This is a genomic window from Citrobacter freundii ATCC 8090 = MTCC 1658 = NBRC 12681 (genome assembly GCF_011064845.1).
Lineage (GTDB): Bacteria > Pseudomonadota > Gammaproteobacteria > Enterobacterales > Enterobacteriaceae > Citrobacter > Citrobacter freundii.
Genome location: NZ_CP049015.1, coordinates 3954662 through 3975265 on the forward strand (window position 1 = coordinate 3954662; position 20604 = coordinate 3975265).

Annotated in this window: 15 protein-coding genes; 1 reads left to right on the top strand and 14 read right to left on the bottom strand. The window is 53.1% G+C overall.

Annotated elements, in window-relative coordinates; genetic code table 11:
* The 4 genes from G4551_RS18960 to amiC all read right to left on the bottom strand — a co-directional run bounded on the left by G4551_RS18960 (nucleotide 1) and on the right by amiC (nucleotide 3375).
* The gene (locus tag G4551_RS18960) at nucleotides 1–549 is read right to left on the bottom strand and encodes a fimbrial protein (protein ID WP_003840932.1); all 549 of its coding nucleotides are present in this window, start codon (nucleotides 547–549) and stop codon (nucleotides 1–3) included.
* A 10-nt stretch (nucleotides 550–559) separates the two neighbouring features.
* Nucleotides 560–1117 carry a fimbrial protein gene (locus tag G4551_RS18965; RefSeq protein WP_003840934.1) on the bottom strand — a complete coding sequence of 186 codons (558 nt, stop codon included), beginning with the start codon at nucleotides 1115–1117 and terminating at the stop codon, nucleotides 560–562.
* A 61-nt stretch (nucleotides 1118–1178) separates the two neighbouring features.
* The gene (locus tag G4551_RS18970) at nucleotides 1179–1748 is read right to left on the bottom strand and encodes a fimbrial protein (protein ID WP_016150922.1); all 570 of its coding nucleotides are present in this window, start codon (nucleotides 1746–1748) and stop codon (nucleotides 1179–1181) included.
* Nucleotides 1749–2121: 373 nt separating this feature from the next.
* Nucleotides 2122–3375 (bottom strand): N-acetylmuramoyl-L-alanine amidase AmiC, encoded by a 1254-nt coding sequence (gene amiC / locus G4551_RS18975; RefSeq protein ID WP_003840937.1) that lies wholly within the window; start codon nucleotides 3373–3375, stop codon nucleotides 2122–2124.
* A gap of 234 nt (nucleotides 3376–3609) precedes the next feature.
* On the opposite strand from amiC, the gene argA reads away from it, so the two are divergent.
* Nucleotides 3610–4941, top strand: coding sequence for an amino-acid N-acetyltransferase (argA, locus tag G4551_RS18980; RefSeq protein ID WP_003034012.1), 1332 nt, complete (start codon nucleotides 3610–3612; stop codon nucleotides 4939–4941).
* Nucleotides 4942–5065: 124 nt separating this feature from the next.
* Here argA and recD read toward each other — a convergent pair whose 3' ends face one another.
* The 10 genes from recD to lgt form a co-directional block, all read right to left on the bottom strand.
* Complete coding sequence (gene recD, locus G4551_RS18985; RefSeq protein ID WP_003034009.1) at nucleotides 5066–6895, bottom strand: exodeoxyribonuclease V subunit alpha; 1830 nt, start codon at nucleotides 6893–6895, stop codon at nucleotides 5066–5068.
* Entirely contained in the window at nucleotides 6892–10437 is a 3546-nt protein-coding gene (recB, locus tag G4551_RS18990; RefSeq protein WP_003840940.1) for an exodeoxyribonuclease V subunit beta, read from the bottom strand. The genes recD and recB overlap by 4 nt, the downstream gene beginning before the upstream one ends.
* A complete protein-coding gene (gene ptrA / locus G4551_RS18995) occupies nucleotides 10430–13318 on the bottom strand; it encodes a pitrilysin (RefSeq protein WP_003840943.1) in 2889 nt (962 codons plus the stop codon). The genes recB and ptrA overlap by 8 nt, the downstream gene beginning before the upstream one ends.
* A gap of 179 nt (nucleotides 13319–13497) precedes the next feature.
* Complete coding sequence (recC, locus tag G4551_RS19000; protein WP_003840945.1) at nucleotides 13498–16866, bottom strand: exodeoxyribonuclease V subunit gamma; 3369 nt, start codon at nucleotides 16864–16866, stop codon at nucleotides 13498–13500.
* A 12-nt stretch (nucleotides 16867–16878) separates the two neighbouring features.
* Nucleotides 16879–17202: a prepilin-type N-terminal cleavage/methylation domain-containing protein gene (locus G4551_RS19005; RefSeq protein WP_003840946.1), complete on the bottom strand. Its 324-nt coding sequence runs from the start codon at nucleotides 17200–17202 to the stop codon at nucleotides 16879–16881.
* Complete coding sequence (locus tag G4551_RS19010; protein WP_003840948.1) at nucleotides 17187–17594, bottom strand: DUF2509 family protein; 408 nt, start codon at nucleotides 17592–17594, stop codon at nucleotides 17187–17189. The genes G4551_RS19005 and G4551_RS19010 overlap by 16 nt, the downstream gene beginning before the upstream one ends.
* The gene (locus G4551_RS19015) at nucleotides 17591–18154 is read right to left on the bottom strand and encodes a prepilin peptidase-dependent protein (RefSeq protein WP_003840950.1); all 564 of its coding nucleotides are present in this window, start codon (nucleotides 18152–18154) and stop codon (nucleotides 17591–17593) included. Before G4551_RS19015 ends, G4551_RS19010 begins: the two co-directional genes overlap by 4 nt.
* Complete coding sequence (locus G4551_RS19020; protein WP_003033993.1) at nucleotides 18145–18615, bottom strand: prepilin peptidase-dependent protein; 471 nt, start codon at nucleotides 18613–18615, stop codon at nucleotides 18145–18147. The genes G4551_RS19015 and G4551_RS19020 overlap by 10 nt, the downstream gene beginning before the upstream one ends.
* Nucleotides 18616–18798: 183 nt before the next feature.
* Complete coding sequence (gene thyA, locus G4551_RS19025; protein ID WP_003033990.1) at nucleotides 18799–19593, bottom strand: thymidylate synthase; 795 nt, start codon at nucleotides 19591–19593, stop codon at nucleotides 18799–18801.
* A gap of 6 nt (nucleotides 19594–19599) precedes the next feature.
* Nucleotides 19600–20475 (bottom strand): prolipoprotein diacylglyceryl transferase, encoded by an 876-nt coding sequence (gene lgt / locus G4551_RS19030; protein WP_003033987.1) that lies wholly within the window; start codon nucleotides 20473–20475, stop codon nucleotides 19600–19602.
* Nucleotides 20476–20604: the final 129 nt, after the last annotated feature.

The window sequence follows — 20604 nt, forward strand, 5'->3', positions numbered from 1 at the left end:
TTACTCAAATGTGGCAGTAAACATAATAGAAGCTTGCAGGAAACCGTAGTTCACGTTCACACCGTAAGGCACGACACCCACTATAAAATTAAAATCAGCCCTTTTTACATCGCCATCCTGGACAAGGGTCTGCGTATTTTCCGCCGTGCTAAAATCAATCATCATATTCTGATCGGTATCTTTAAAAACGAAGCCAAACTGATTATTTCTATCTTCAGATTTTATTGCGAGGGTGGCGGCATCAACCTCCTGCGATGTACTTATTTTTCCTGTCACTGTTGACGCCTTATATCCGGACGGGCAGGAAACGCGGAAATAATAATCTCCCGCATTCGATACCCAAGTAATATCACCTATGGCTGGCAGAGTATCGATCACGAGCCCGCCGACATAAAGAGCACTTAATGGTGTTCCCGTGTAGGAATAAAGTTCCACCTTACAAGTTAACTCCGTCACCCGACCGGTAAATTCATATTCCACCGTATCGGCAGCACGCGCTGAATTAACCCACGCCAGCCCAGACAGCAGCAGAACAATTAATTTATTCACAGACGCTCCGTCAGGCATAGGTCAGGGTAAAGGTCGCCGCCGCATGTACGTCGCCCTTTTCCGGCACACCATAAGGCATATAACCCACTTCAAACTTAAATGAGGCGCTGTCCTCATTGCTAAAAGCTAACGTGAACTGCTGCGTTGCACTGAAATCAACAACAGTATCGGTAATTTTATCTTTAATTTGTAGGCCGACATATTTTGCGCCAGTCGTATCGGTAATCGTATTTTTTAAATGAACAGAAAAATTGGAACCTTCGATCTCCCCGTCAGTGGTAAATTTTCCCGTCACTTCATGCCAGTTTGAAGGTGAAGAACAACTGACATTAATCGTAAATTCCTTCGGCGAAACAGGAAAGCTTCGTGCATCATGTAATGCCTGTGTGGTCACCTCCTCCAACGCTATCGAAGTACCGTCTCCCGGCGTTTGTACGGTACAGGTTGTGCTATAAATACGCCCCTGCACAATAAGTTCCGCATCAGGGGCAACCGCAGCCAGCGCCCCTTGCCCGTTTAACAGACCGAATATCATCAGGAGCAACAATAACGGTTTTCCTTTACGCATACGCCCTCCCTCCTGGATGAAAAAGCAGGGCTCAACGGCCCTGCCTGACATTATTTTGATATTACTGATACGTTGCGATAAACATGGCGTCAGCTGCAACCAGACCGCCGCTGACGGTGCCGGTTTTCAGGTAGCCAACGTTGTAGTTAAACAGCATTGGCGCCGCAGTATCGATCACTTTCGCCTGGCGATCCGCGGTGGTAAACGTCTGGACTGCATTGCTGCTGTCTTTGTTTTGCACCTGGAAACCAACCCCTTGCGCACCCGCAGCAGAAACGTCGGTGTTATCCAGCGCAGAAGTGCTGGCATTAACCGCTGTTCCTTTTGCAGCCGCCAGATAGCCTGTTACAGTGGCATAGCTCGCACCGGTAATTTTGTCTTTGGAACCCTGGGCCGTACAATCCAGAGAGACTGTGAAGTCTTTTTTCATTACCGAGTCAGTGGTGGCTGCCGAGACGGTCTTAACGTCAGTCGGATCCAGTTGCACTGAAGTTCCTCCCCCTAAAAGCGCTGCCGTACAGATGTTAGTCTGTACTTCACCGGCAAAGTGAATATCCGCAGAGTCCTGATCGCCCGCAAAAGCGCTTCCTGCAAATGCCATAGCAATGGCTGCAATAGTAAATTTTTTCATTTTTTTCCCTTGGTGATAAATATCCAATACCATAATTTATGGTGTCTGCATTCCTACCAGAGGTGATGCGATAAAATTATATCCCAAGTGAAGAGACACTATGTGCCAGAAAACATCATTAGATTTATTTTTAGGAAAACATCAATATGAAATAATTATCAGTTAATAAATAAAATAACACCACCAAATAATTAAAAATAAACTTCAAACAGATGTATTAATTTTAAAATTATATAATCAACAAGATACTTTATGAATATATGTTATCTGTAATTTATCCGATAATAATAAATGAACCTGTAAATAGTCCTACTATAATATTTCGTCCTGGACAATCATTCGTTATATCGCATCAGAATGCCAGGACGTGTATTTATCCCCTTCTCGCCAGCGTCGCCCCATCGGCAAAATAGGCTTTAATCCCTGCCAGAATCGACTCTGCAACTTCCTGCTGGAAGGTCGCCGTTTTGAGTTTGCGCTCTTCCTCAACGTTACTGATAAATGCCGTTTCGACCAGAATGGACGGGATATCCGGCGCTTTCAGTACCGCAAACCCGGCCTGTTCAACTTGGTTCTTATGCAGGTTGTTGATTTTACCAAGCTTATTCAATACCGCTTTACCAAACTTCAGGCTGTCGGCGATGGTCAGCGACTGCACCATGTCAAACATGGTGTGGTCGACGTAACGGTCACCGCTCTTACTGACGCCACCAATGAGATCCGAGGCGTTCTGGGTCTGCGCCAGATATTTCGCTGCGGTACTGGTCGCGCCTTTGGTCGAGAGCGCAAACACCGAAGAACCGCTGGGTTGTCGACTGGTAAAGGCATCGGCGTGAATAGAGACAAACAGGTCTGCGCGCTGCTTCTGCGCTTTTGCCACACGGACTTTAAGCGGAATGAAAATATCTTCATTTCGCGTCATAAAGACCTTCATGTTGCCCTCTTTCTCTATGAGAGCTCGCAGACGGCGGGCAATCTGCAGTACCACATCTTTTTCACGCGTCTTGTATTTCCCCACCGCACCGGAGTCTTCCCCGCCGTGGCCCGGATCCAACATAATGACAATGGGGCGATCGCGTCCCGCTTTGCCCGGCTGTGGGCCACTCTGCGCAGGCGGTACCTGTTTATCCAGATCGCCCCTGTTGTAATCTTCCAGCAATGCCAGCAGCGGATCCTGAACATCCTGGGCATTTGCGGGATAGAGATCCATCACCAGACGTTCTTTAAAGCCCGCCACCGGTGCCAGGGCAAAAAGTTGCGGCTTCACATTCTGTTTCAGCTCGAACACCATCCGTACGGTCTTTGGATCAAACTGGCCAACGCGCGCCGACTTAATATACGGATCGTCAGGACGAATCTGCGCTCCCATGCCCTTGAGCACCGAATTCAAATTAACGTCTTCAATATCCACAACCACACGCTCAGGATTACTCAGGGCAAACTGTTTGTATTTCAGCAGACGGTTAGATTCTACCGTGACGCGGGTATAGCTGGACGCAGGCCAGATACGTACGGCAACGACCTGACTCGCGGCAGCCAGACCCACCTGGCTGACGCTTAAAAGCCACATAGCACCCGCACCTTTCAGTAAACGGCGGCGACTGATTGCTGAGTTGGATCCCGACATGCTTCTCCCGAGCAAAAGAAATCTTTTTAGAGGTAATACGTAAAACGTCCGAATTGACAGGAAACTTTAGCGAATGACGCATAATCTGTCATCTATAAAAGGGTAAACATTCTTTTTATATTCACGGTATTACTGATAAAAATCTTCAGCATGGGTAAAAATTACGCTTGCGCACAGAACCAAAACAGAATAAAAATACACAAATTACGAATAATCATGCAATGAGGGTGTGCCGTGGTGAAGGAGCGTAGAACCGAACTGGTACAGGGATTCCGCCATTCTGTTCCCTATATCAATACCCATCGGGGAAAAACGTTTGTCATTATGCTGGGCGGTGAAGCCATCGAGCATGAAAACTTTTCCAGTATCGTCAATGACATTGGTCTTCTTCATAGCCTCGGCATCCGCCTGGTCGTGGTCTATGGCGCTCGACCGCAGATTGATGCCAATCTTGCGGCGCATCATCATGAGCCGGTGTACCACAAAAACACGCGCGTCACCGATGCGAAAACCCTGGAGCTGGTCAAACAGGCTGCAGGGCTACTTCAGCTTGATATTACCGCCCGCCTGTCGATGAGCCTGAATAATACGCCATTGCAGGGTGCACACATCAATGTGGTCAGCGGTAATTTTATTATCTCCCAGCCGCTGGGCGTTGATGACGGCGTAGATTACTGCCATAGCGGGCGTATTCGTCGCATCGATGAAGATGCCATTCACCGCCAGTTAGATAGCGGCGCGATTGTGTTGATGGGCCCGGTCGCCGTTTCCGTCACTGGTGAGAGCTTTAATCTGACGTCAGAAGAGGTCGCCACGCAGCTGGCTATCAAACTGAAGGCAGAGAAAATGATCGGTTTTTGCTCGTCTCAGGGTGTCACCAACGATGATGGCGATATTATTTCCGAGTTGTTTCCTAACGAAGCTCAGGCTCGCGTTGAGTTGCAGGAAGAGAAAGGCGATTACAGCTCCGGTACGGTGCGTTTCCTGCGCGGAGCAGTGAAAGCCTGTCGCAGTGGCGTACGCCGCTGCCATCTGATCAGCTATCAGGAAGATGGCGCCTTGTTGCAAGAACTGTTCTCCCGCGACGGCATCGGTACGCAGATCGTGATGGAAAGCGCCGAGCAGATCCGTCGCGCTACCATCAACGATATCGGCGGGATTCTGGAGCTTATCCGCCCGCTGGAACAGCAAGGTATTCTGGTCCGCCGCTCGCGCGAGCAGTTGGAAATGGAGATCGACAAATTCACGATTATTCAGCGTGATAACCTGACTATCGCCTGTGCCGCTCTGTACCCTTTCCCGGAAGAGAGAATTGGCGAAATGGCGTGCGTAGCGGTACATCCGGACTACCGTAGCTCGTCGCGCGGGGAAGTGTTGCTGGAACGGATCGCCGCGCAGGCCCGGCAAATGGGGCTGAGCAAGCTGTTCGTGCTGACCACGCGCAGCATTCACTGGTTTCAGGAGCGAGGCTTCACGCCGGTAGATATCGACCTGCTGCCGGAAAGCAAAAAAGAGATGTACAACTATCAGCGGCGGTCAAAAGTGCTGATGGCGGATTTGGCATAGGCGTGGTTGCCGGATGCGGCATAAAGTTCGCTGGCACATCTTTGGTATGCAGATCGTAGGCCTGATCAGACGCGATAGCGTCGCCATCAGGCACACAGCCGGATGGCGCTGACGCTTATCCGGCCTACATCATGCCATCATTAAACAACGCCGACAATCCGCTGCGGCGTTCGGTTCGGGTGGCAATGGCGCCACTCAATATCCGCTCATCAGCATACAGCGACAAACGACGGCGCGCGCGGGTAACGGCGGTATAGACCAGCTCGCGAGTCACCACAGGTGAATGCTGGTTGGGTAAAATCAACGCCGCGTGGTCAAACTCAGATCCCTGCGATTTGTGCACCGTCATTGCCCAGGTGGTTTCATGTTCAGGCAAGCGGCTGGGCTGGACCGATTTGATAGAACCGCCCGGCAGCGCAAACCACACCCTCAGACCCTGCCCACGATCCAGGGCAATGCCAATATCACCGTTAAATAATCCCAGCGAACTGTCATTGCGCGCGATCATCACTGGCCTTCCCTCATACCAGCGGCTATGCGTCGAACGGTGAATTTTGCGTTTTTGCGCCATCACCTGCTCAATGCGTTCATTCAAACCACCCACGCCAAACGGTCCTTCCCGCAGGGCACACAATAGCTGATACTCATTGAAGGCCTGAATGACAGCATCCGGCTCGGCGCGCTCGCGCAGTAAATCCAGATAGTGACCATAACCAGCCAGCGCTTCCTCCAGCATCGCAGCGTAATCTTCGCTGCTGTGCAGAGCGCGTTTTTCGATGTCGCCAAATCCCTGCTGGAAGACCGTTTTTATCGCGGCTTTGTCACCACGATTAATCGCCGCAGCCAACTGACCGATTCCGGAATCGCTACCGAAACGGTAGCTCTTTTGCAGCAGGCACAAACTGTCGCGCAGAGCAGCCGCCTGAGTTCCCGAACCAGCCGGAATAGTGGTTTCAGTCAGACGACTAAGCTGGCGGGCACGCTCTGGGGTAAAACCATCACCGACGAAAGCACAGATATCCCCCAGTACCGCCCCCGCTTCAACAGAAGCGAGCTGGTCGCGATCGCCCAGAAAAATCACCCGCCCGTGTGGCGGTAGCGCATCGATAAGGCGCGACATCATCGGCAAATCGATCATCGAGGCTTCATCCACTACCAGCACGTCAAGATGCAGCGGGTTTCCTGCATGATGCCGCAAGCGTTGGCTACCAGGCTGAGCGCCTAATAATCGATGCAGCGTACTGGCATCATCGGGAATGCGCTTCTTTTGCTCATCGGTCAGCGGCAGTTCACGCAACGCCGCGCCCAGCGAGGCGGTCAGACGTGCTGCTGCTTTTCCCGTGGGCGCCGCCAGGCGAATACGACAGCGTTCACCGTCCGCCATCTGAATCAACGCCGCCAGAAGCCTCGCCACCGTTGTTGTTTTTCCGGTCCCCGGTCCGCCGGAGATCACCGATATACGCCGGGTGAGCGCGACAGCAGCGGCCACTTTTTGCCAGTTAACGCCTTCAACGGGCGGAAACAGCGCTGCCAGCGTGTGGGTCAGCCGTTGTTCATCCACCTCAATGGCGTAGTTAACTTCACCGAAAAAGCGCGCCACCGCGCGTTCGTTATGCCACATCCGGTTCAGATACAAACGATCGCCGTACAGCACCAGCGGTGTGGGCTGCTCGCCACGGCTTACCGCCCCGGAGGCCAGCAGGCATTCCGCCCAGTCTTCGGGCTCTCCCGCTTCAGCGAGCCAGGCGCTTAACAGAGGATGGGCGTCCTCACTTCGGGATAGACGCGAAAGCGGTAAGCAGACGTGCCCTTCTCCTGCTTCACGGCTGAGCAACGCCGCTGCCAGCGCAACGGCAGGGTTATCATTTCCGGCAACCGCCAGCGCGAACTGGGCATCCAGAGGGCGGAGCTGCTTTTGCTCAACGGCTTCCAGTAATCGTTTCTGGATTGTCATGACATCTCCTCCAGCGGCACACCGGCAAACAACTCGTCCATCAAAGCGATTAACTCTCCGTCAGGTCGGGTCGCATAAATTCCCTGCTGCGGATTTTCACGGTCAACGCCACGCAGGAAGAGATAGATAACTCCGCCAAAATGGCGTTCATAATCGTAATCAGCAATGCGATGGCGCAAGTAGCGATGCAGCGCCAGGGTATAAAGTTGATACTGCAGGTCGTAGCGATGCGCCTGCATGGCAGAGGCCATCGCTTGCTGCGTATAGGCGGAGCTGTCTTCACCCAGCCAGTTCGATTTGTAATCGAGCAGGTAATAGCGCCCCTGATGGCGGAATACCAGGTCAATAAAGCCTTTTAGCATGCCGCGCACCTGCATAAAGTCCAACGCAGGGCACCCCGCCGAGAGCGGATCGTACTGACGAATCAACGCATCAAGTTGGTTGGCCATCAGCGGCTGCGAAATCGGCAGATAAAACTCCATCTCCACCTGTTTTTCTCGCGCGGAAAGCTGGCTCAAACTCACGCCCGTCTCGTTGAGAGGCGCCTGCAAAATGGCGTCCAGCCATTCGGTCAAAACCGGCGTCCAGTGCGCGTCATAACCGCCCAACGCCAGTTGCTCCTCGACCCAATGCGGATCCACCGGTTGCGTAAAATCGAGATTTTCAAACAGGCTATGCAAGAACGTACCCGGCGAAGCGCCGCGCGGGAACTGATGCGGTGTGAGTCCTGATTCTTCAATAACCTCACCGACGCCTGCGGCATCGATATCCAGTCGAGGGATCAGATCCTGCGCAATACCATGTCCACGCTGTTGCAGACCGGAATAACTGGTCACGCGCCAGCTATCGCCGGGCGTACGCTGCAGTATTTTTGCACTCAGTTCACTGCTAACAGACTGCGCAACCTGCCAGGGTTCGCCGTCAGGCTGCGCGGGAATCTGGCAGGCAATATCGTCGCAGCACAGCGCTTCAATCGCGCCACGCAGACCCGCGGCATCCATCGGCTCGCCTTTTTGCAACAGGCGACCAAGGGCGCTCTGATGCACATCGGTATCCCCTTTTTTATCGCCCCGACGTCGTACCAACGGCGCAACGCCAAGGCTGCAGTGCCATACCGAACGGGTTAGCGCGACATACAGCAAACGCAGGTCTTCCGCCAGACGTTCCGCTTCTGCCAGCTCAACGCTCTCCTCGGCATCGCTGAGATCCAGCACCGCTTCAAAGGAGCTGCGATCGTGGTAGAAAGCCTGATCCTGGACGCGGAAATTGGTGATAAATGGCAGCCAGACCAGCGGATATTCCAGCCCTTTCGATTTATGGATGGTGACGATTTTAACCAAATGCTTGTCGCTTTCGAGCCTGAGCTGCTGACTGGACGCATTGCTGTCGGGTTCAAGAATATGCTGGGACAACCAGCGCACCAGCGCATGCTCGCTTTCCAGCTGCGAGCCCGCTTCCTGCAACAGTTCGCTGATATGTAAAATGTCGGTCAGTCGACGTTCGCCCCCCGCCGTCGCCAGCAGGTTCTCCGCAATCTGGCGGGCAGCCATCAGCGCGCGCAGCATCGGCATCACGCCGCGTTTATGCCAGATCTGACGATAACCATCGAACTCCTCGACCACCGCATCCCAGGCATTTTCGTCGTTATTTAACGCTTCAAGATCCTGCGCATTCAGCCCCATCATTGAGGTCGCCAGCGCGCTACGCAGCGTGTTCTCACGCTCCGGCGTCATCACCGCCTGCAGCACCCACAGCAACTCCTGCGCTTCCAGCGTTTCAAATACGCTGTCACGGTTAGAGAGGTAGACGGAGGGAATGGCCAGTTGCGTCAGCGCATCGCGGACCAGCGCCGCTTCCTGGCGGCTACGTACCAGTACGCTGATGTCCGACGCGCGTACCGGGCTGGATGCTTTGCCACTGACCAGTTGCGCAGCGCCAGAATGTCCGGCCTTAAGCCAGTCGCGAATTTGCGTGGCGCACACCTGCGCCATGTAGTTCTGATAGTCGCCTACGCCACAGCTTTCCCCTTCCATCAGCCACATACTCATGGCTGGCTGCGTTTCACCGTGTAAAACAAACTGAAGCGACTGGTTTTTTTCTGCGAATTTTACCGGGCTGAAGGGGATTTCGCGGAACATAAAGGCGTCGTCCATCTGGCTGAAAAGCGTATTCACGCTATTGACCATGCCAGGGGCCGAACGCCAGTTGGTATCAAGCGTATAGTGTGCGCTGACTTCGCTGCGCGCCTTCATATAGGTGAAGATATCCGCACCGCGAAACGCGTAAATCGCCTGTTTTGGATCGCCAATCAGCAGAAGTGCGGTATCCGGCTGATGCTGCCAGATCCGACGAAAAATACGGTACTGCTGCGGATCGGTATCCTGGAATTCATCGATCATGGCAACCGGAAAACGGGTGCGAATAGCCGTCGCCAGCGCATCGCCGCTTTCACTGCGCAACGCTGCATCCAGACGGCTGAGCATATCGTCAAAACCCAGCTCGCCGCGGCGGCGTTTCTCCTCGGCAACCGCCGCGCGGATCTCCGCCAGCGCCCGGGTGATCACCAGATCGCGCAGGGTTAACGGTTCGCTAAGCAGTTCATCAATAGCGACGAAAAGCGGGTGCTGAGGAGTTATCCCGCCCGCTTTGGTTCGCTCTTCTAAAAAGCGCTGGGAGAATTTCTCCAACGCATCAGGCAACTGATAGCTTTGGGTTTCTTCCTGCGCCCATGCGCTGATCTTTTCGATCCACTTACCCTGGTTAGCGCGATTAAATTTACGCCGATCGATCCCGGAGGCTTCCAGCAGACCATCCAGCTCATCAACAGAATCACGCCATTGCTGCTTGATCTGGTTAATGCGTGCAAGAATTTGTTCATGCCGGGAGGCCAGCGTTTCGTCATCGGGCGGAGGAGCCTTGATAACCGGTGCTTCCCCTTGCAGATAGCGATCGATATCTCTCAGCAGCGCCTGCGGCCCTTTCCACGTTTCAAAAACCACCTGCGCAATGTCGCGGGGCAACGGGTAGCAGTGCCGACGCCAGAAGTCCGCGCAGGCCTGATAGCGCAGCAGCGATTCATCCTCTATCAGTTGCTGTTCGAACAACATGCCAGACTCAAAGGCGTTAAGGCTGAGCATACGCTGACAAAAACCGTGGATGGTAAACACCGCCGCTTCATCCATCTGTCTTTCAGCCAATAACAGCCACTGAGCAGCCTGTTTTTTATCGGCAATTTCATCTAACAAACGGGCATATAGCGGGTTGTCGGTGGTTTCACGCAGGCAGGCAATTCGCAGTTCATGAATGTTGCTACGAATTCGACCGCGCAACTCTTCGGTAGCCGCCTCAGTGAAGGTGACTACCAGCAGTTCTTCGACGGTCAGAGGACGAGGAAAGGCGGCAGAGCCGCCCAGTCCAAGCAGTAAACGTAAATACAGGGCGGCGATGGTAAAGGTTTTACCGGTGCCCGCAGAGGCTTCAATCAGACGCTCGCCCGTCAGGGGCAAACGCAGTGGATCAAGGGACTCAGCGGCATCATTCATTCTTATCACTCATCAGGGGTAAGGTTTGCTGCAACGCGCTGACGGTCTGCCACACTTTCCAGCCTTCCGGGTGCACATATTCTGCTTGCCCGTTCTGACTGCCGGAAACCTGTGACAATATCGCCATGCCTTGCGGCTCAACCACCGCCTGATGGAAGAAGTCGGCAAGTTTTTGCGGCGTCAGCAGTTTAATCTGAGCCACTATTTTATCACGTGAATCGAAGTGCATATTGCCGCGATCAAAATCTTTGCTTAACTGTGAGGCTTCTGCCCCCAGCGTTTGCGGCGCCTGCAGCATTTGCGCAATAATCGCCTGCTGAATTTGCGCGAACTCTTCAGGTTTCATCGCCCGCAGCTTCGCTTCCGCCGTCGGGAAGAACGCTTTATAACGCTCCCAGAGGTAAGACGGCTGCTTATCACTGCTTTGCAGCAGGAACCCCATTCCCCACTGACGGCCAACGCTCATCGGGAAAGCAAATACGGCGTAACCTAACTGTTCTTCAGTACGCAGTTGATTGTAGAACCACGGCTGAACAATCTGCCCCAACATGGCGCTGTAGGCTGAACTGGCGTATTCATCGTATCCGGTTGGCACAAATACCGCCGCCAATGCTGAATCCGTGCTGCTGCCTGCTTTTTCAAAGATGACGGACTGCTTCTTGTCCACCACCACATCTTTGTTGCGACACCACTGTGACCCGTTCGCACCAAGCTGTTTTTGGATATCCCACGCCATGCTCGTTGTCTGAGCTTCGCTCATATTGCCAATGACCAGGAATTCAGGTCGCGCCCCGGTTTTTAAGGCGTCGCGGTAGGTCATCACCTCTTTCAGGGTGATGGAAGGCAGCAACTGACGGCGCTCATCACGTGAAAAATAAGGCACCTGAGAAAGCATCTGCACCGGCATAATAGCCTGATCGTAGGCTTTACCCTTTTCTGCGGAATCCATCATCTGGGCATACCAGGATTTCGCCTGTTCCAGTTGTTCATCCGTTGAGGTATAGCTGAAATAGCCGCTCAGCAGCGCCTGAAAAAGCTGCGGCAAACGTTGGGTGTAGCCGTTGGCGTTAAGCATCAACCCATTGTTAGCGTTGGTAGAGAAACCAATTCCACCTACCGATGCCTGGTTACTTAACTGATCGAGCGCAATCCCCGCCAGGTAATCGTTAAGTGCGAATAAGACCTGGTTGCGGGCGCTGTCCATGGCTTTCGGGTTACGCAGGATCACGCTGACGTCAGCCTTCGGCTCGCTGGCAAAGTACTGGCTCGGGGCATACACCACGCGTAAATCCGGCTCATCAACAATCAGCTCCGGATGAGCATATTTTTTATCCGTCTTAATCAGCGTGAAATCATCCGGAATGTAGGGGTTCACCTCCGGTAACGACAGCGCAATGCCCTGTGCTTTTTGCTGCCAGTCGGCAAAGGTTTTGTCGCTGATTTTATCCACCTGGTAAGGCGCATCGACAAAATAAGCGGTTTTATTATGCGGCTCTTTCGCGCTGATATACCAGATACGTGCATTCTGCGGCGTCATCATTGCCAGACGTTGCTCAACAGCTTTCGCATCGTACTGGTCAGCAATATTCACCGCATCCAGCGTATGCTCGACGGGAACGCGGATCATGGTATCAGCCAGCCATTCCACGTAGTCCATATCACGGGTGATGGAGGGATAACGGAAATCGAGATCCAGCACATGCGCCAGCTCGTCAAAATAGCGTTTATCGACGCCTTTCTCGCGTAACAAATTGAGGTAGCTAAAGATTGCCGCGACAACTTCATCGCGATTCGCCAGCCCCTTGTCGGTTAACGTCGCGGAAATGGCTAACACGCCGCTGTTCCCGTTGACCACCGGATCGGAGTCTGCGCGAATACCTTCAACCAAGCCCTGCTTTTGCAGCCAGTCAGACAATGTGCCCGGACTACGATTGCCAATCAGGTAGGTCACCAGCTCATCGGTTTTACTGCGGAACTGCGCGCTGTTGTTATCAATACGAAACTCGACGCGCAATACTTTACGCGGCATTGCCGGAACATAGTGGATGATGATGCCCTTTTGCGCATCAGTGACGACCGGTACGGTAATTTCAGGCTTTTCGATATTTCTGTTCGGCACGCGCCCAAAGGTGTCAGCCGCTATCCGCGCCAGCTCTGGCAGCGGTTTATTGCTATAAATCACCGCCTTCATCAGGTTCGCGGAGTAGTACTTTTCATGAAATTTTTGTAACGCCTGTACCACCGGGTTGCCCGGTTTGTCGCTTAATGTCTCTAGATTCCCGCCAGAGAAACGCGAGCCAGGGTGCGCCGGGTTGATAGTCTCAGCGCTCACCTGCGCCATACGCATCCCGTCTCGGGTACGCGCCAGCGTCAGCTCGGAGTTAACCGCGTTACGCTCACGGTCGGCATATTTTTTATCCAACAATGGATCGGCAATAGCATCCGCCAGGCGATCCACCGCCCCCACCAACGCGTCGTTTTCGACTTCAAGATAGAAGGCCGTACGATAAGGCGCAGTGCTGGCATTGTGGCTACCGCCGTGCATTTTCAGAAATTCAGCCAGGCTGTCCGGCTGCGGGTATTTTTTCGAGCCCATCAGGCACATGTGTTCGAGATAGTGCGCCAGCCCCTGATGATCGTCCGGATCTTCCAGCGAGCCCACGGGAACTACCAGTGCAGAAAGGGATTTCACGGCCTGAGGATCGGATACCAGCAGCACAACCATGCCGTTATCAAGGCGCACGGCCTGATACTGGCGGGTATCTTTATCGCTTTTACGGATGGTTTCAGCTAAAGGCTGCCAACCGGTATCTGCCTGACTTACGGGAACCCAAAGGGCGACGAACAACAGTAATGCGCTGAACCAGGTGCTGCGGGGCATTCACAAACCTCATCATTAACGTATTCACCTGTTCACTACAAACCACGCATAAATACATGGTCTGAACAGGGCAAGACTATGTGCTGAACGAGCCAGCATCTTCTCTTTGTAAGAATCAGTCCGTGACAGAATGCGCATCATAGTGGAAGCTATCGAATTGCGCAATTTTTATACAGCCATCATGACTGATTGAAGCGAAAAATCGGTAACAGGTAGCGTTGAGACTGTAAAACAATAGTCTCCAGCGTATCAGCATCCAGTTGACGCCAAAGACGCTGATACCAGATATCATCACCTTCGCCACGTACTATCATGTTGCCTTCATAGGCTTGCAGAAACTTACTGCGCGCTTTTTGCAACGTTGCATCGTCATCTAACATGGCATCATTTGCGGCGTCATAACAGGTTTTTATCCATGCACCGCCGCTTTCGGGCAATACCAGCAATGGTGACGACATGCCTTCCCGATACCCCTCAATGAGTTGCGACAGATACAGCAACGCCTGTTCTGCATCCAGCGGCGGAAAACGCCATTCCCCGTCTTTACGCAGGAATAATCGGCTCTCTCCCGTACCGCCACTCGCACAATAGACAAGATGTTCCAGCCAAAGTTGCACGCCCTGCGCAATGCTGATCAAAGATGGGCGCCAGCGCAACAAACCGTCCTCTTGTACCTGCGGCAACCAACCGGTGATTTGTACGCCGTTACAGTTAAGATCGATTTCCATGCTCTGACAGGGCTGACGACAGGCGATAATACGCTCAGCCAGCGACTGCATCTCCTGACGCTGCGTATCCCACAGAATTTCGCCAAACGGCCCATAGGGTAGCGTGCCCGCCGCACGAAAACGGCGGAACAGTCGTTCAGCGTCGTTCTCTTCAACCAGTGTATTAAGCAATTGCTGATTAAGCTGATAGCGGGTTAATCCTTCAAGGGTGAAAGGCTCCGTGTCCGGGATCTCACTCTCTTCAGAACGGAAGTTGACCCTCAGACGCATCTGGAAAAAGGCGCGTACCGGATGTGCCCAAAATCGCTGCAGTGTTTCCAGCGTTAGCGTTTCTGGCATTTCAAAAGGAAGAGGCTGCACAAAATCCGTGTGCGCTTTTCCTGACAGGCTCGCCGCAGGTAGCCATTCCCGGGCATAGCTTTGCTGTTCGCCTGGTAGATAGTTTTGCGCATCAAAGGGCATACGGGTATGCAAACGGGTAATGTGCGCTTTTACCCTTGTCTCGCTTTGATCGCAGGTCAACAATTCGTCACCCGGCAGATAATGGCTTTGCCCAATGTAGTCCATCAGTTCTTGCACCAGCACCGACGGGAAGCGCTCGCTGTTATCCTGGATAGAGCGGCCAATGTAGCTGATGTAGAGCGTCTGCTGTGCCGAAATCAATGCTTCGAGGAACAGATAGCGGTCATCATCACGACGGCTGCGATCGCCCCGCATCGGTTTTTGACTCATTAAATCAAAGCCCAGCGGCGCAAGCTGGCGTGGATAAACGCCATCGTTCATACCCAGCAGGCACACCACTTTGAACGGAATGGAGCGCATCGGCATCAGCGTACAAATGTTAACGGGACCCGCCAGGAAGCGCTGGCTGATGCGTTCCTGATCAAGGCGCTGGGCCAGCTCATCACGTAACAGAGAGAGCGGTATAGCATCGCCGTACTCGGCCCCTAAACCTTCAGTGATAATAGCCTGCCACTGCTGTTCAATCAGCGTCATCGCCGCTTCGGTATCCGCGTCCGGCAGGAAGAAATCATTAAGCATTTCCCGACAAACAGGTAGCCACTCTTCCAGCGGTCGTTCCTGCGCTAACCCTCTACGCCAGAGATTAAGCTGCATCAGCAACGAGGCCAGATGTCCTACCAGCTCGGCAATCAAACCGCTGGACTCATCGTAAGGCAATACCGATTGCCACTCGCCCTGCGCGCTTTCCATCGCGTAGCCGAGCAGCATACGCGTTAAACCAAATTGCCAGGTATGCTGACCTGTAGGCGGAAGTTCCAGTTCACGCACGTTATCGTCGTCAATTCCCCAACGAATCCCGGATTCATTGACCCATAAGCGAAGATAGCGCAACCCTTCTTCATCAATGTTGAAACGCGCCGCCAGCACGGGGACATCCAGTAACGCCAGGACATCCTCTGAGACAAAACGGCTATCCGGTAGAGACAGCAGACTAATAAAAGCCTGTAAGACGGGATGGGACTGGCGTGCCCGACGGTCGGAAATCGCATAAGGTAAGTAACGCTCGGCTGGTGCACTGCCAAAGACCGACTGAATGAATGGGCTGTAGCTGTCGATGTCCGCCACCATCACGATAATATCGCGCGGCGTCAGCGTTGGGTCCGCTTCCAGCATGGCCAACAGCCGGTCATGCAGAATTTCCACCTCGCGCTGTGGGCTATGGCAGACATGGAAAGTCACGCTGGTATCGTTCAGATCAAGCCGGCGTTTATTGTCACTACGGGAATATTCTTCCAGCGTGACGCCCGCCACGGCATGGCTTTCGAGTTCCAGAATATCCGATTGAATATTATGCAAAAGGTTGTCAGGCGTAATGTCGACAAACGCATCCAGTTCCTGACTATTTTCCAGCTCCGAAAGCAAATAAATGTAATCACGCCCCAGCTTGCCCCACGAGGCCAGCATCGGGTTGCCCACATCCTGTTCCCCATCGCTGTTAAATAATCCTTCGGCTTTCTGGTTATCACGAAACAGCGGCAGGTGCCGTTCTTCAAAGCTGTGCCGACGCTGACGCGCCATAAGCTTCGCCAGCCAGGCAGGATCTTTAATATCTCCCCAGTAGTAGCGACAAGGGTTGGTAAACAGCAGATGAATATCGATGTGCTTACCCAGCGCTTGCAATGCCTGCAAATAAACCGGCGGCAGCGCCGAAATGCCGCAAATAAAGACGCGAGAAGGCAGTCCCTGCGGGCACTCGGACGCGTTTTCCAACGTCTGAATAAATCGTTGGTATAAATTGGCACGATGCCAACGCGGCTGGCCCAACTCCGCGGTGTATTCCACCAGCGCTTTCCACAACGGTGCCTGCCAGGCCTGAGACTCGCCGAGTCCCTCAACCAGTCGCCCCGCTTCCCACTGGGTCAACCAGTCAGGGCGGTAGACTAAATACTGGTCGAAAAGGTCAGCCGCGCGCGAGGAAAGCTGAAAAAGCTTACGTTTATCGGTGTCGTCCGTCAGATAGTGGCGCAGCAATGCAAAGTCATCGCCATCCAGTAATTGCGGCAACAGCGTCATCAACTTCCAGCTCATGCTCTGTTTGCTGAACGCGCTCTCTTTCGGGATATCCGGCAGCACGCGCACAAACATATCCCAGATAAAACTCGCGGGCAGCGGAAAATCGATATTGGCGGCAATACTAAACTTCTGTGCAAGAGTCATTTGTAACCACTGCGCCATACCGGTACTTTGAACCAGGATCATCTCAGGTTCAAAGGGGTCGTCCAGCCGCTCGCGCTCAACGATAAACTCCATTAACGCTTCCAGCACATCCAGACGGTTGGAGTGGTAGACCCTTAACATAGCGACTCCTGACTACAGACGATTCGGGCAATGCAGACGCGTCATCTGACCCTGCCTGCCGAGGGGTGAAGAAATTATGACGTTGATGCTGACACATCCCGCTCTCGTTGTCTGCATTCGGTTAACCTGCCAGTTCACAGGCGATGAAAACTGGTACAGCTGGCTTTGCTGCCAGGCGTGACGCCAGAGTTGTTGATACTGGTTTCTGATAATAAAGCTGTTCATTAGCACCCGCTGGTATCCTGACAACGCGGTCACAATCATGATCATCAGTACCATTGCCAGCATCACTTCCGGCAGACTAAAGCCACGGTGACTGTTCAGGGGATCTGGCATAACGTCTGCTCCTTAAGCGGACAAAAATCGCTCCAGCCATGCGCCGAGAATTCTATGTTGCCATCAATAACCGCCCCCTGACGCCATAAAAATACTCCTTCATAGTGGGCGATTAGCAGCACGAAATTATTGGTAAGCAGGCGCAGGCAAACCGCGGCATTCTGCGTGGGATCGCGCCGACACTGTACGACGGGTTGTAAGCGCCAGGGTTGTATACGCCCCCATTCCATCGCGGATTGCACTACCGCCTGACGCTGCAGCGCCTGACTTTGTGTGGACACACGCGCAGCAAAACTAGCCTCCTGTCTGCTAACGCCTTGCAGCAGCAGACTACCGAGCACCAGCAGCAACAGGACCATTGCCAGAGAGGATACGCCTCGCTCACGGTTCACAGGTTGAATCCCGTAACGCTGTAGACCGCTTCAACAACTTTTTGTGGTTCGTCATTGCTCACTCCACGCAAACGCAGCGTAAGAAGCGGGGAATATCCGCTAAAATTCAGCCGTTCAACCTGGAATGCCTGAATCTGGATGGTAGTCTGATCGGTCATTTTCTCCCATCCTTTTCCAGTACAGCCGGTGGCTCCACGCAGGGTTTCCAATGCCTTGTCCTGTAAACGAAACCCGATAGCATCAGCCTCTTTCGCGGAACTGCTCTCCCAAACGCCGTTGCCGTTGGCATCCCAGCGTGCAATGACACAGTCCCCCTTAGCCGATATCACCAGTCCCTCTCCGACACAGTTTCCTCGGCAATATCCCGCCCGTTGAAGATGCTTCGCCACGGTGTAGGCCCGCTGCCATATTTCATCTTCCAGCGCTAACTGGCGCGTGTTACGCAGAATCTCTCGCTGTAGCGCCGGTAAAAATCGTGCTGAACTAAGTAATAAAATACTGCTAATCGCCATGGCAATGAGCACCTCCAGCAGTGAAAATCCCCGTTCGTTTACTGACATAATCTGGCCTCATCGCGCTCACAAAGCCTGATTCGCCCCCAGCCAGACACCACCACGCGCCATTCCCCTGCCGCATTTTTCAGGCGTATATGTCCGGCCCATGCCGTATTGCGCAGTCCAAAAAAAGCCAGTGAAGGCGTGATATCTGCCATTTCGACATCAGCCCAGAGTGGCGCAAATATCAACGGTGAAACAGGCTGACACGAAGCTTGTGATGTCGCTGAGCTTGCCAGACACCATGTCCCCCCTTCGCGGAGCACGTTGATGACGTGATCACGATTGCGCCAGTTAGCATCTTCACGCAGTTGCAGCAGGTAGTCCCGCACCTGGCAGGCGGTCTGCCACAGCCGCTGTTGCTGCTGCCAGCGCTGCCAACCATACAGCCCAGATGCACCAAGCGCCGCGACGATCAGCATCGCAATCAGGGTTTCGAGAAGCGTGTAACCTTGTTGTTTTTTCATGTCGCCAGTATGGCGTGAGGAAAATGAATAACGAGCGGGAAATTCGGTTTCTACGGCGAGCTACGGGAAATATTCGTCGCGTTGCAGACCGTTGCACTATTTCAGGAATGTTGGCCGAATAACGTGATTTTAGACAAAAAAAACCGACGCTCACGGGCGTCGGTTGTGTCAGCATAAAGCTGGTTAGATAGCCACCGGCGCTTTAATACCCGGGTGCGGATCGTAGCCTTCAATTTCGAAGTCTTCGAAGCGATAGTCAAAGATAGATTCAGGCTTACGTTTGATAACCAGTTTCGGCAACGCGCGAGGTTCACGGCTAAGCTGCAGATGCGTTTGATCCATATGATTGCTGTACAGGTGCGTGTCGCCACCGGTCCAGACAAAATCACCCACTTCCAGATCACACTGCTGCGCCATCATGTGTACCAGCAAAGCGTAGCTGGCAATGTTAAACGGCAGGCCGAGGAACACATCGCACGAACGCTGATACAGCTGACAGGAGAGCTTGCCATCCGCGACGTAAAACTGGAAGAACGCATGGCACGGTGCCAGCGCCATTTTATCCAGCTCACCGACGTTCCATGCAGAAACGATAATGCGGCGAGAGTCCGGGTCATTTTTAAGCTGGTTTAACACGGTGGTGATCTGGTCAATATGGCGACCATCTGGCGTAGGCCACGCGCGCCACTGTTTACCATAAACCGGGCCTAAATTACCGTTTTCATCCGCCCATTCATCCCAGATTGAGACGTTGTTTTCATGCAGGTAGGCAACGTTAGTGTCGCCCTGCAAAAACCACAGCAGCTCATGAATGATCGAGCGTAAATGGCAGCGTTTCGTCGTAACCAGCGGGAACCCTTCCTGCAGATTAAAACGCATCTGATGACCAAAAATGGAAAGCGTTCCGGTTCCGGTACGGTCGTTTTTCTGTGTGCCTTCATCCAGCACTTTTTGCATCAGTTCTAAATACTGTTTCATGGTTCCTCAGGAAACGTGTTGCTGTGGGCTGCGGCGGTACGCCCAAACCATCATAATAATGCCTGCGACAATCATCGGGATAGAGAGGATCTGCCCCATGCTGATGTACTGTACCCAGGTGCCAGTAAACTGCGCATCCGGCTGGCGGAAGAATTCAACGATAATACGAAACGCACCATAACCAATCAGGAACAGACCGGATACCGAGCCCATTGGACGCGGCTTACGAATGTACAGGTTGAGAATGATAAACAGCACAACACCCTCGAGCGCCATCTCATAAAGCTGTGAGGCGTGGCGCGGCAGCGAGCCGTAGGTATCAAAAATAGACTGCCATTGCGGGTTAGATTGCAGCAGTAAAATATCTTCGGTACGGGAGCCCGGGAACAGCATGGCGTACTTGAAGTTCGGGTCAACGCGTCCCCACAGCTCACCATTGATAAAGTTACCCAGACGCCCTGCACCCAGACCAAACGGAATCAGCGGGGCAATGAAATCAGAAACCTGGAAGAACGAACGTTTGGTGCGTTTGGCGAAGATAATCATCACCAGGATCACACCGATAAGTCCACCGTGGAAGGACATACCGCCGTCCCAGACGCGGAACAGATACAGGGGATTATCGAGGAATAACTCGAAGTTATAGAACAGTACGTAACCAATACGCCCACCGAGGAAAACCCCGAGGAAGCCCGCATACAGTAAGTTTTCTACTTCATTTTTGGTCCAGCCACTGCCCGGGCGATTAGCGCGGCGCGTCGCCAGCCACATCGCAAAAATAAACCCCACCAAATACATTAAGCCGTACCAGTGAAGCGCGACGGGTCCGATTGAGAAAATGACCGGATCGAAATCCGGAAAATGCAGATAGCTACTGGTCATCTGTCACCACAAGTTCTTGTTATTTCGCTGAAGTCAGACAGCAATTGATAAGCGCGCCTGCATAATGCAGGCGCTCCAAAGGTGCGAATGATAGCACAAGGGGTTAGAAGCGGATGCCGGGAAGATGTA